This is a genomic window from Nocardia sp. NPDC041819 (genome assembly GCF_055590505.1).
Window position 1 is genome coordinate 60,663 of the sequence record NZ_JBVJAP010000004.1, and the last position, 11,106, is coordinate 71,768.

At 67.4% G+C, this 11,106-nt stretch carries 13 protein-coding genes; 7 read left to right on the plus strand and 6 right to left on the minus strand.

Translation table 11 applies throughout. The features are described 5' to 3' along the window. The first annotated feature begins 112 nt into the window (after positions 1-112). From tig to ACZ6DL_RS14860, 6 genes are all read left to right on the plus strand, one after another. Positions 113-1,489, plus strand: coding sequence for a trigger factor (gene tig / locus ACZ6DL_RS14835; RefSeq protein ID WP_466051391.1), 1,377 nt, complete (start codon positions 113-115; stop codon positions 1,487-1,489). 234 nt (positions 1,490-1,723) lie between these two features. Beyond that, positions 1,724-2,311, plus strand: a complete 588-nt coding sequence (locus ACZ6DL_RS14840) for an ATP-dependent Clp protease proteolytic subunit (protein ID WP_040865480.1) — start codon at positions 1,724-1,726, stop codon at positions 2,309-2,311. 70 nt (positions 2,312-2,381) lie between these two features. Next, positions 2,382-3,050 (plus strand): ATP-dependent Clp protease proteolytic subunit, encoded by a 669-nt coding sequence (locus ACZ6DL_RS14845; RefSeq protein WP_040865481.1) that lies wholly within the window; start codon positions 2,382-2,384, stop codon positions 3,048-3,050. A 461-nt stretch (positions 3,051-3,511) separates the two neighbouring features. Further along, positions 3,512-4,792 (plus strand): ATP-dependent Clp protease ATP-binding subunit ClpX, encoded by a 1,281-nt coding sequence (gene clpX, locus ACZ6DL_RS14850; RefSeq protein ID WP_040865558.1) that lies wholly within the window; start codon positions 3,512-3,514, stop codon positions 4,790-4,792. Positions 4,793-4,941: 149 nt separating this feature from the next. Beyond that, a complete protein-coding gene (locus ACZ6DL_RS14855; protein WP_466051393.1) occupies positions 4,942-5,352 on the plus strand; it encodes an STAS domain-containing protein in 411 nt (136 codons plus the stop codon). Between the two features lie 28 nt (positions 5,353-5,380). After that, positions 5,381-5,647 (plus strand): ribosomal protein L7/L12, encoded by a 267-nt coding sequence (locus tag ACZ6DL_RS14860; RefSeq protein WP_466051395.1) that lies wholly within the window; start codon positions 5,381-5,383, stop codon positions 5,645-5,647. 130 nt (positions 5,648-5,777) lie between these two features. On the opposite strand, the gene ACZ6DL_RS14865 is transcribed toward ACZ6DL_RS14860, so the two are convergent. The 4 genes from ACZ6DL_RS14865 to ACZ6DL_RS14880 all read right to left on the minus strand — a co-directional run bounded on the left by ACZ6DL_RS14865 (position 5,778) and on the right by ACZ6DL_RS14880 (position 8,766). After that, entirely contained in the window at positions 5,778-6,659 is an 882-nt protein-coding gene (locus tag ACZ6DL_RS14865) for a hypothetical protein (protein ID WP_466051397.1), read from the minus strand. 224 nt (positions 6,660-6,883) lie between these two features. Beyond that, positions 6,884-7,453: a carboxymuconolactone decarboxylase family protein gene (locus ACZ6DL_RS14870; protein WP_357117073.1), complete on the minus strand. Its 570-nt coding sequence runs from the start codon at positions 7,451-7,453 to the stop codon at positions 6,884-6,886. A gap of 107 nt (positions 7,454-7,560) precedes the next feature. Further along, positions 7,561-7,938 carry a nuclear transport factor 2 family protein gene (locus ACZ6DL_RS14875; RefSeq protein ID WP_466051399.1) on the minus strand — a complete coding sequence of 126 codons (378 nt, stop codon included), beginning with the start codon at positions 7,936-7,938 and terminating at the stop codon, positions 7,561-7,563. Positions 7,939-7,980: 42 nt separating this feature from the next. Next, positions 7,981-8,766: an AraC family transcriptional regulator gene (locus ACZ6DL_RS14880; protein WP_466051401.1), complete on the minus strand. Its 786-nt coding sequence runs from the start codon at positions 8,764-8,766 to the stop codon at positions 7,981-7,983. A gap of 349 nt (positions 8,767-9,115) precedes the next feature. Here ACZ6DL_RS14880 and mihF point away from each other — a divergent pair, with 349 nt between their 5' ends. Beyond that, entirely contained in the window at positions 9,116-9,430 is a 315-nt protein-coding gene (mihF, locus tag ACZ6DL_RS14885; protein WP_040865486.1) for an integration host factor, actinobacterial type, read from the plus strand. 96 nt (positions 9,431-9,526) lie between these two features. On the opposite strand, the gene ACZ6DL_RS14890 is transcribed toward mihF, so the two are convergent. Together ACZ6DL_RS14890 and fdhD are read right to left on the minus strand one after the other, a co-directional pair. After that, positions 9,527-10,066 (minus strand): hypothetical protein, encoded by a 540-nt coding sequence (locus tag ACZ6DL_RS14890; protein ID WP_466051403.1) that lies wholly within the window; start codon positions 10,064-10,066, stop codon positions 9,527-9,529. An 80-nt stretch (positions 10,067-10,146) separates the two neighbouring features. Continuing rightward, positions 10,147-10,986, minus strand: coding sequence for a formate dehydrogenase accessory sulfurtransferase FdhD (fdhD, locus tag ACZ6DL_RS14895; protein WP_466051405.1), 840 nt, complete (start codon positions 10,984-10,986; stop codon positions 10,147-10,149). Positions 10,987-11,106: the final 120 nt, after the last annotated feature.

Here is an 11,106-nt window from a genome sequence, read left to right on the forward strand (position 1 = left end):
AGTGCGGCAGCCAGCGTAGGGCCGCCTCATCCGCCGTTCCGACTTCGGAGTGCCGGGGAGGCACCGCACACCGAACGTCAACCAGTACGAACAACGAACAAGGAGCATGTCCGTGAAGAGCACCGTCGAGCAGCTGAGCCCGACCCGGGTCCGGATCAATGTCGAGGTGCCCTTCGAGGAGCTGAAGCCCGATTTCGACCGCGCGTACAAGGCACTGGCCAAGCAGGTCCGTATCCCCGGCTTCCGTCCCGGTAAGGCGCCCGCGAAGCTGCTCGAGGCTCGCCTCGGTCGCGGCGCGATCCTGGAGCAGGTGGTCAACGACGCGCTGCCGGGTCGCTACAGCGAGGCCGTCACCACCTCCGAGGTGAAGGTCATCGGCCAGCCGGAGATCGAGATCACCAAGATCGAGGACGGTCAGGAACTCGCCTTCACCGCCGAGGTCGACGTGCGTCCGGAGATCACCCTGCCGGACTACGAGAGCATCGCGGTCACCGTCGACGCGTTCACCGTCGGCGACGAGGACATCGAGGAGCAGTTGCAGTCGCTGCGCCAGCGCTTCGGCACCCTGACCGGTGTCGAGCGTCCGGTGCAGGAGGGCGACTTCGTCTCCATCGATCTCTCGGCGACCGTGGACGGCCAGGAGGTGGCCGAGGCCGCCACGACCGGTCTGTCCCACGAGGTCGGATCCGGTCAGCTCATCGAGGGCCTGGACGAGGCGCTGGTCGGATTGTCGGCGGGCGAGTCGAAGGAATTCACCTCCACGCTGGTCGCGGGCGAGCACGCGGGCAAGGAGGCGGTCATCACCGTCACGGTGCAGTCCGTCAAGGAGCGCGAGCTGCCCGAGGCCGACGACGAGTTCGCCCAGCTGGCCAGTGAATTCGACACGCTGGAAGAGCTGAAGGCCGATCTGCGCAGCCGAGTCGAGCGGGTCAAGAAGGTGCAGCAGGCGGGCGAGATCCGCGACAAGGTGCTGGACACCCTGCTCGAGCAGGTCGAGGTGCCGCTGCCCGACGCCGTGGTGAAGGCCGAGATCGACGCCGTGACCCACGACGCGGTGCACGGCTTCGATCACGACGAGGCCAAGTTCGCCGAGGCGCTCGAGGCGCAGGGCAGCACCCGCGAGGAGTTCGACACCGAGACCAAGGAGGCCGCCGAGAAGTCGGTCAAGACCCAGCTGCTGCTGGACGCGATCGCCGAGGCGGAGGGCACCCAGGTCGGCCAGGACGAGCTCACCGAGCGGATCCTGTTCCAGGCGCAGCGCTACGGCATGTCGCCGGAGCAGTTCATCCAGCAGGTGCAGCAGGCGGGCCAGCTCGGGGCGGTGTTCGCGGACGTGCGTCGCGGCAAGGCGCTGGCGGGCGTGGTCGGCAAGGTGACCGTCACCGACTCCGAGGGCAACACGGTGGACACCGCCGAAATGTTCGGCGCTCCCGCCGATTCGGCGGACGAGGACCAGGCCGTCGAGACGGCCGCGGCGGACGCCGAATAATTTCATGGAATGTCGGCGTGCTCGACGCCCGAGAGGTGCGCTGATTGCGCTGTGAGCGAAGAAAGGGCGGTACCGGGAGTTCGGTGCCGCCCTGCTTCGTTAATGTTTGTGACGACAAGTCGGATAGCCCGCCCGATGGGGTGCGGCATATCCGACCAGTGATGGCTATGTGGCACTCCGCAACGAGCCGGCGAGAGAAGGCAGGTATCCGTGACAATCAACCAGGCAGGGGTCATGACAACCGCGACTGCTGGTCTCAACCTCAGTGATTCGGTGTACGAGCGCCTGCTGCGTGAGCGCATCATCTTCCTGGGCACGCAGGTGGACGACGACATCGCGAACAAGCTGTGCGCGCAGATCCTGTTGCTCTCGGCGGAGGATCCCACCAAGGACATCTCGCTCTACATCAACTCGCCGGGCGGCTCGGTGACGGCGGGCATGGCCATCTACGACACGATGCAGTTCGCCGAGTGCGACATCGCCACCTATGGCATGGGCCTGGCCGCGTCGATGGGGCAGTTCCTGCTCACCGCGGGGACCAAGGGCAAGCGCTACGCGCTGCCGCACGCGCGCATCATGATGCACCAGCCGTCCGCGGGGATCGGCGGCTCCGCGGCCGACATCGCGATCATGGCCGAGCAGTTCGCGCACACCAAGCGTGAGCTGAACGAGCTGCAGGCGCTGCACACCGGCAAGTCGGTCGAGCAGGTCACCACCGACGCCGACCGCGACCGCTGGTTCACCGCGTCCGAAGCCCTGGAGTACGGCTTCATCGACCACGTGATCAGCCACGCGAACCAGGCCAACGGCGCCAAGAAGTAACGCACCGGATCACCCACAGGCCCCCGGACACCTCGAACGTCCGGCCGCCGCACCGACTTTGGAGACGAAGATGGCCAATTCGATCGACCCGCGCGCCGGCCTGTCCGGCATCGCGCCGCAGAGCCCGCAGGCTCGCTACATCCTGCCGTCGTTCATCGAGCACTCGAGCTTCGGCGTCAAGGAGTCCAACCCGTACAACAAGCTGTTCGAGGAGCGCATCATCTTCCTCGGCGTGCAGGTGGACGACGCCTCGGCCAACGACATCATGGCGCAGCTGCTGGTGCTGGAGTCGCTGGACCCCGACCGCGACATCACCATGTACATCAACTCGCCCGGTGGCTCGTTCACCTCGCTGATGGCCATCTACGACACCATGCAGTACGTGCGCGCCGACGTCGCCACGGTCTGCCTGGGCCAGGCCGCCTCGGCCGCGGCGGTGCTGCTCGCCGCGGGCACCCCCGGCAAGCGGGCCTGCCTGCCCAACGCCCGCGTGCTGATCCACCAGCCGTCGCTGGAGGGTGGCATCCAGGGTCAGGTGTCGGACCTGGAGATCCAGGCCGCCGAGATCGAGCGCATGCGTCGCCTGATGGAGACCACCCTCGCGCGGCACACCGGCAAGGACGCCGACACCATCCGCAAGGACACCGACCGTGACAAGATCCTGACGGCCGAGGACGCCAAGGAATACGGGATCATCGACACGGTGTTCGACTACCGCAAGCTCAGCGCGCAGAAATAACGCGCGAATAGTCGTTTCCGGCCCGGCCGGGACGACTCGGGCGAATCGCCGATCCCGGTGGCGGTACGCTCGGAAATCGTTCTCTGACAGGGAATTCCGGCCGGGAAGCATGCCATGGGTATGCCGCCCGGCCGGACCGCTTGTCGCGCCGCCGCGGTTCGAGAATGTGTTCGAACCCCGCCGCGGCGCGAGGTGCGGTCCGGAGTGTTCGAATGCCGATCAGGCGGGCGGTCCGCCTTTCGGCGTCGTGACAACTCGCACAACCCGCGCGAGAAACATGCGCGAGTTGTCGACCTCCGTCCCGAACACCGGGTACGGTCAACCTAGGGACCTTTGCTCCCGGTTGACAGCACTGCCCACCGGCCACGATTCAGTCGATGCGTTTGCGGCTGCGAAAGTGGTGGACAGCTGGCAACCTGGACGGACGGTTGCACGCGGACAAGGAAGTAGGGACCCACGAGATGGCGCGCATCGGAGATGGCGGCGATCTGCTGAAGTGCTCGTTCTGTGGAAAGAGCCAGAAGCAGGTCAAGAAGCTCATTGCGGGACCAGGGGTGTACATCTGCGACGAGTGCATCGATCTCTGCAACGAGATCATCGAGGAGGAACTCGCCGAATCGAGCGAGGTCAAGCTCGATGAGCTGCCCAAGCCTGCCGAGATCCGGGACTTCCTGGAGAACTACGTCATCGGCCAGGACACCGCCAAGCGCACTCTCGCGGTGGCCGTCTACAACCATTACAAGCGCATCCAGGCCGGTGACAAGGGTCGCGACAGCCGCGGCGAGACCGTCGAGCTGGCCAAGTCCAACATCCTGATGCTGGGCCCCACCGGCTGCGGCAAGACCTATCTGGCCCAGACGTTGGCGAAGATGCTGAACGTGCCGTTCGCCATCGCCGACGCCACCGCGCTGACCGAGGCCGGGTACGTCGGCGAGGACGTCGAGAACATCCTGCTGAAGCTGATCCAGGCCGCCGACTACGACGTCAAGCGCGCCGAGACCGGCATCATCTACATCGACGAGGTCGACAAGATCGCCCGCAAGAGCGAGAACCCGTCGATCACCCGCGACGTGTCCGGCGAGGGCGTGCAGCAGGCCCTGCTGAAGATCCTGGAGGGCACCCAGGCGAGCGTGCCGCCCCAGGGTGGGCGCAAGCACCCGCACCAGGAGTTCATCCAGATCGACACCACCAACGTGCTGTTCATCGTCGCGGGCGCTTTCGCGGGCCTGGAGAAGATCATCTCCGACCGCACCGGCCACCGCGGTATCGGCTTCGGCGCCGAGGTGCGGTCCAAGGCCGAGATCGACACGACCGATCACTTCGCGGACGTCATGCCCGAGGATCTGATCAAGTTCGGCCTGATCCCCGAGTTCATCGGCCGTCTGCCGGTGGTCGCCTCGGTGACCAACCTGGACAAGGAATCGCTGGTCAAGATCCTCTCCGAGCCGAAGAACGCACTGGTCAAGCAGTACGTCCGGTTGTTCGAGATGGACGGGGTCGACCTCGAGTTCACCGACGACGCGCTGGAGGCGGTCGCCGATCAGGCGATACTGCGCGGCACCGGGGCGCGTGGCCTGCGCGCGATCATGGAGGAGGTCCTCCAGCCCGCGATGTACGACATCCCCAGCCGCGACGACGTCGCCAAGGTGGTCGTGAACGCGGACACGGTCAACGACAACGTGCTGCCGACCATCGTGCCGCGCAAGGCGCAGCGGCCGGAGCGCCGGGAGAAGTCGGCGTAATTTCGGGTGTGGCGGCCCCATCCCGGGGGTACACCTTCGTGAGGGTTGAGCAAACAGCCTAGTTCCGGCGGCCCGGTCTTCCGGAGCGCATCAACACCCCGCGAGCACCTCCTCGGGAGATTGTCGCGGGCGACAGGACCGAGGTCCTCATGTCGGCAGGCTTGGCCAATCCCACGTACGTTCTCACCGCCGCCCGCAATGCCGATCACCCTGCGGAGCGGCTCAAGATCTCCGTCACGGCCCCGAGCGACCAAGTCACGCTATGCGCTCTTGCGGGGGAGGTCGACTACTACACCGTCGAGGTGTTCCGTCGCAGGCTGATCGGCTCACTGGGCACGGCGGCCCCGCTGGTGGTCATCGACCTTTCCAAAGTCACGTTCTTCGGCGTGGCGGGGCTGTATGTCCTGGTCGACGCGCGGAACATGCTGACACAGACCGGTCGCCGGCTACGCCTGGTCACCGGTGCGTGGTGCGTGGACCGGCTGCTGCAACTGGCCGAGGACCTCGGGCGTTTCGAAACCCGGACGAGTCTCGCCGACGCCGTGCTCGACGCGGTGTGAGGGGCGGCGCCGATCGTTACGATGGGTCATGTTTGCCAATCGGCGCTTGGAGCGCAAGGTCGACGCGTTGCACGTCAAACTCGATCTGATCATGGCCCAGCTCGGCATCGAGGCGCCGGCGTCGGCCGCACCAAGGCGCGCCGTTCCGTCGGTCCCACGGGGTGACGGGATGGCGGAGATCGACGGATTATTGGCGCAGGGCAAGAAGATTCACGCGATCAAGCGGTACCGGGAACTCACCGGGTGCGGGCTCAAAGAGGCCAAGGACGCGGTCGAAAACCGGTACCCGTACTGAACACCGGTGTCGTGGACGAGGGCCGGTCTCCACTCGACGGCTCACGTCCATCCACCGGCCCTGACTGTCGTTCGCACCCGCTGGACGCCGTGTTCGGTGACGACTTCTGTTGCGCCGCTGAGCGATAGATCTAGCTGTGTGCGCCCTGAACCAACGGCGCGCGCAGATTCATCGGGAACTCCGCGTCCGCGCTGGACCGGATGTCCTCCGAAGAGGGTTCCGGCAAGGGGTCGTGCCCGGTCGGGTCGGGCAGGTTCCGCACCTGCTCGGTGGCGTAGCTGATCGCGCGTCCGTATCGGGCGCTCGCGGCGTCGTGGATGAGCAGCGCGACGCCGATCATCACCGGGGCCACCCCGTGCACGGCGGCGTCGAACCACCGCCCCTCGCTCACGTACGGGTAGGTGTTGAGTCCCACGGTGAGCGTCAGCAAGGCGACTTCGGCCGCCGCCACTTGGCTGCGGTTGTCCAGCACGCCCCACTCGGTGACCTTGTTCGTGCCGATCATGATGATGATCAGCGACACGCTGATCATCGCCTCGAGCAGGTAGCTGAACCAGTACAGCGGGTCGGTCGGGCCACCCGGCGCGATGTTGTGCTGGACGTTGACCGCCGACCACAGCATCCCGGCGGCGACCACGCCGGCCAGCGAGCCGAGCGACCACGAACGGTGCCGGTACAGCGACGCCAGCCTGGCATGCGGGCTGGACGCGCGCCGCTGCGCGGCGATGGCCTTTCGCGCCAGCAGCAGGTCTCTGATCTCGGCCTTCTCGATGGCCTCCGAGGTGTTGCGCGCCCGGTCGGACGCCGCGGCGGACGCCTCGGCCTGCTTCCAGCGCTGGTCGCGATCCTGCGTCCGGATGCGTTCGGCCAGTTCGCGTTCCGCGACCAGTTCCTCCTCCGACAGCGCGCCGGTCAGCGCCGGGTCGAACTGGTAGGCGAGACGGCCGCGGGCCTTCTCGACCCGTCTCGCCAGCCGCGCGACGTCGTCGTCCGAGGTCTGTTCGTCGAGCATGCGGCTCCAAAGGGTTGAGCGGAGGGGAACTCGAGAAACCGAAGACGCCGGCACGGCCTGCCGTTGCGCGAAATTCGCGACGGCAGCTCGTCGACCGCGGCACGGCCAGGCGACGTCATCACCTCCTATTCTTAGTGCATTCCGGGCTTTAACGACAGTCCGGAGTGCCCGCGGCGCCGAAGTGCCAGGTCGCCCCGCGCGTTTCCGCAGCGCCGCGGCCGCTTTCACGCCCAGGGCACCCGGCAGGAATCCGTGCTGAAACCCTGTGCGGTGATCCCGAGCGCCGAATTGAACCGAGCGCGTGAGTTTTCCAGCGCGATGTGATAACTGAGCTCGACCACGCCCGCTCGGCCGAAGCGCCGCTCCAGGTCGGCGACCTGCTCGTCGGTGGCCGTGGTCGGGGTGGCGGTCATCGCGTCGGCGTAGGCGATGGCGGCGCGCTCGTCGTCGGAGTACAGCGGCGAGGTCGCGTAGTCGGCGATGTGTTCCAGCCGCGCGACGTCCAATTCGCCCAGGCGCATGAGCATGGCGCCGAAGTCGACGCACCACGAACAACCGATCGTCCACGCCGTGCGGTAGACGGCGATCTCGCGGATGACGGCGGGCAGGGCGGTGCTGGCCTTGCCGACCATGGTTTCGTGGACGGCGTTGGCGGTGAGCAGTTTCGGATGGTTGGCGGTGACGGCGAACGGCTCCGGCACTTCCCGGAAGCGGCGCTTGGCCAGCCGGTACAGCAACTTGGTCATCGGGCCGGCCTGCTGCGGGGTGACGGCGGCTATACGGGTGGCGCCCATGTCGATCTCCTTCGATCAGCGGATGTGGTTCCTACTTCTCGGACGAGAGACCGTGCCGGAATGTGATGGGGCCGCGATGTGACGTGGCGCACCCGGCCGCCGCGCGACTACTCGGTTTCGACCCGCATGTCCTCCTGACTCCAGTAGGCGCGCATCCCGGTGATCCGGCCTTCCTCGTCGAACTCCATCACGTCGATCGGCGACAGGACGAAGCGCTGTCCGCCGACCTTGGTGACGATGGTGAACGGGAACGCGGCCTGATTGCCCGCGATCCTGATGTTCTCGGGCCGCAACTCGGTCTCCCGATCCAGCGCGGCGATCACTTCGTAGAACTCGCGGATGGCATCGTGGCCGCGCTTGGGCGGGGTGCCGACGGGGTCCTCCACGATCGCGTCGGGCGCGTACAGCGCCACGATGTCCTCGGTCGGGCCGGAGCCGACCAGCTTGACGTACTGCTCGACCACGTCGCGGATCTGCTTGGCCATCGAGTCTCCTCCGAAGTGAAACGTGTTCTAGTTTTTTTCAGCCTAGCAAGTTCTCGTGCCCGATTCGATCCCCTCGGGCCCGTCCAGTACGACGATCTGGACGCCGGTGGCGAGCAAATCGGAAGCGGACAGCCCGAACAGGGTGCGGAACGCGTCGCTGAAGTGCGAGGGGCTGGCGAATCCTGCCTCGGCGGAGGCCGTGGTGAGGTTCGCGCCTCCGGCGATGGCGCGCCCCACAGCGAGCATCCTGGCCCAGAGGCGGTAGCGCCGGAACGAGGTTCCCGTCTGGGCGGCGAACAGGTGCAGGAAGCGCGACTCCGACAGATGTGCCGTCGCGGCGAACCGCGCGGCGGGGAACATGGCGGCGGGATGTGCGTCGAGGTCGGCGAGCGCCGCCGCGATGCGAACGTCCAGCGGGGGAATCGGCGCCGTACCGGCGAGGTCCGCCAGCGATCCCGGGTCGGGGCGAGCGCTGCCCGATGCCGTGACCAGTGCGTCCTCCGCCGCATGGCACAGCCCGAACTCATTGTCCCACAGCGTCATTCGCTCACGGCAGGCGCGAGCGGCGGGCGAACCGGGATCCGAGTAGCAGAACATCATGTGGTCACCGTCGGTGACCACCCGGTGGACCCGGCGCGGCGGCACGAGGGCGCTGCGCGCGGAACGCGCGATGCCATCGGCCGCGAGGGTGAACGGAGCATCGATCCCGACCGCCAGGCAGTCGACCGCGGTCGAATGCGCGTCCAGACGCAGTGACGGGCCGCGATAGATCGCCCGCCCGGCCCACAGCCAGAGCATCGCGGGCAATGTGTGCGGGGCGTTCGGCATGCCGCCATGCTGGCACGGCTGTGCGGGTGTGACCGTTCGGTTGTCGTTCACCGCGGCGGGTACGGGGGATCGCCGTTGATCCCCCTGGTTCGACGTTGAACCGTCTCCGTGCTCGGTGTTCGCTGAGTTTGTCGGGGAAGCCGCCGCCCGTGTTACCGCCGCTGTTCCTTTCGTCCTTTTCGCCCGTCGAGCGTCGGCCGTTCACCGGTTCCGACGGCGCGAACCGGGGAAATTCATCGCTATTTCCGCTGTTCGTGCCCCGGTGTGTCGAGCTTGCGCTCTCGGTGGCGTGCTGTTTACTCGGTCCGGTCAACCAGATGTTCGAGTGACGAGTGGAAGCGGAGGAGACATGGCACTGCCTACCATGACCGCAGAGCAGCGCACCGAGGCGTTGGCCAAGGCGGCTGCGGTCCGCAAGGCACGCTCCGAACTGATCGGCAAGGTGAAAGAGGGCAAGGTCTCGGTCGCGGACCTGCTGAAGAAGGCCGATTCCGACGAGCTGGTCAAGAAGACCAAGGTGGCCGCGGTGATCAAGGCCCTGCCCGGTGTGGGGCCGGTGAAGGCCGCCAAGCTGATGGACCAGGCGGAGATCCCCGAGGATCGCCGCATCGGTGGTCTCGGCGCGCGCCAGCGCGCGGCACTGCTCGAAGCGCTGAAGGACTGACGGGCGGGGAATTCGGCGGCGCATCCGCGGACGCACCGGATCACGCCCGTGGTGATCTCCCACGGGCGTCCCGCACTCGCAGGCCGACCGGGCCGGTCAACGGGACGGCCGCGTACGGCGGCGCGGGAAACGCACCGTCACCGGCTGCGGATCCGACAAGGGAAGGTCGCCTCGCGGCGGGGCGAAGACGCAGACCGCTCCACCGACCACGAGCAGGAATGCCGCGATCAGGCTGGCCGCGAAGCTCGCCGCGCCCATTTCGGCGGGCTTGTGCAGGACGTGGTACAGAAAATGGGGGACACCGAAGGTCAGCCACCCGATGCCGGCCATCCGGGCCGCCGTCGTCCGGTCGAGGACCAGCGCGGCGATCGTCACCGCGGTCAGCGCCAGGAAGAAGGACCCCACGTCGGCCGCCAAATGATGGTTGTACGGGCCGTCCGCCGCCACCCACCGAATGCCGAACCCCGGAAAACTGGTGTACCAGGAATGCGGCGCCAGGGTGGCCCAGAGGCCGACGACGCCTCCTTGCAACGCCAAGACGGCCAGCACGATCCGCGTGAGCAGCAGGCGGCGGTGCTGCTCGAACCGCATCCGCACCCGCAGGCCCTCGGAGTTCCCCTGCACCGAGATCCGCATCGGTCGCTCCGTTCTCGCCGAACCCGTTTCGGCTCCGTGCAGTCACGGTAAAACGGGTATCCGGCGCGGGCAATAGTGAGTCAGGCGAACAGCGAGTCGGCGCCCGGCTCGACCCGAATTCGCTCGGGGACGCTGTAGACGTTCATAGTGTCGCCGCGGAGGAAGCCGACCAGGCAGAGCCCGGCATCGATGGCCAGGTCGACCGCGAGCGAGCTGGGTGCGGAGACCGCGCCGAGCATCGGGATCCCGGCCATGACGGCTTTCTGCACCAGTTCGAACGACGCGCGCCCGCTCACGATGAGCACCAGATCGTGGGCGGGGACCCGGGATTCGCGCAGTGCCCAGCCGATCACCTTGTCCACCGCGTTGTGCCTGCCGATGTCCTCGCGCACCGCCAGCGGCCGGCCTTCGGCGGTGAACAGGCCCGCCGCGTGCAGGCCGCCGGTGGCGTCGAAGACCGACTGCCGGTCACGCAGCATGCCGGGCATGGCGGCCAGTGCGCGGGTGTCCACCGTGGGCACGCCGTGCGGCAAGGGAAACCGGGTGCGGGTGCGGACCTCGTCCAGGGCGGTCTTGCCGCACAGCCCGCAGGCTCCTGTGGTGAGGAAGGAGCGGGTCGGCGCCCGGACCGGAGTGCGCAGGGTGACGTCGAGCACGTTGTAGGTGTTGCGGCCCTGGTCATCGGTGCCCGCGCAATAACGGGCCGCCACGATGTCCTCGGCGGAGCGGATGATGTCCTCGCTCAGCAGGAAGCCGTGCACGAGGTCGATGTCATCGCCGGGGGTGCGCATGGTGACCGTCAGCGACTGGCCGCCGATGCGGATTTCCAGCGGCTCTTCGACAGCGAGGGTGTCCGGACGCTGGATGTCCGTGTCCGGAGTGATCCGTCGCATCCGGCGGCGGGCGGTGATGCGACTCATACGGTGTGCCTCTCGCCCTGCGTGGTTACGCTGCGCTGCCGTCTCCGGGCCTGACCGCTCATGCTGTGTTTGTTGTCGGCATGAGCGGGGCCCTGCGTGGTCACGCTGCGCTGCCGCCTC

Excerpts from the sequence above, each read along its gene's own strand:
- ACZ6DL_RS14840 (WP_040865480.1), top strand. The coding sequence starts at position 1,724 with ATGACAACCGCGACTGCTGGTCTCAACCTCAGTGATTCGGTGTACGAG.
- ACZ6DL_RS14845 (WP_040865481.1), top strand. The coding sequence starts at position 2,382 with ATGGCCAATTCGATCGACCCGCGCGCCGGCCTGTCCGGCATCGCGCCG.
- clpX (WP_040865558.1), top strand. The coding sequence starts at position 3,512 with ATGGCGCGCATCGGAGATGGCGGCGATCTGCTGAAGTGCTCGTTCTGT.
- ACZ6DL_RS14855 (WP_466051393.1), top strand. The coding sequence starts at position 4,942 with ATGTCGGCAGGCTTGGCCAATCCCACGTACGTTCTCACCGCCGCCCGC.
- ACZ6DL_RS14860 (WP_466051395.1), top strand. The coding sequence starts at position 5,381 with ATGTTTGCCAATCGGCGCTTGGAGCGCAAGGTCGACGCGTTGCACGTC.
- ACZ6DL_RS14865 (WP_466051397.1), bottom strand. The coding sequence starts at position 6,659 with ATGCTCGACGAACAGACCTCGGACGACGACGTCGCGCGGCTGGCGAGA.
- ACZ6DL_RS14870 (WP_357117073.1), bottom strand. The coding sequence starts at position 7,453 with ATGGGCGCCACCCGTATAGCCGCCGTCACCCCGCAGCAGGCCGGCCCG.
- ACZ6DL_RS14875 (WP_466051399.1), bottom strand. The coding sequence starts at position 7,938 with ATGGCCAAGCAGATCCGCGACGTGGTCGAGCAGTACGTCAAGCTGGTC.
- ACZ6DL_RS14880 (WP_466051401.1), bottom strand. The coding sequence starts at position 8,766 with ATGCCGAACGCCCCGCACACATTGCCCGCGATGCTCTGGCTGTGGGCC.
- mihF (WP_040865486.1), top strand. The coding sequence starts at position 9,116 with ATGGCACTGCCTACCATGACCGCAGAGCAGCGCACCGAGGCGTTGGCC.
- ACZ6DL_RS14890 (WP_466051403.1), bottom strand. The coding sequence starts at position 10,066 with ATGCGGATCTCGGTGCAGGGGAACTCCGAGGGCCTGCGGGTGCGGATG.
- fdhD (WP_466051405.1), bottom strand. The coding sequence starts at position 10,986 with ATGAGTCGCATCACCGCCCGCCGCCGGATGCGACGGATCACTCCGGAC.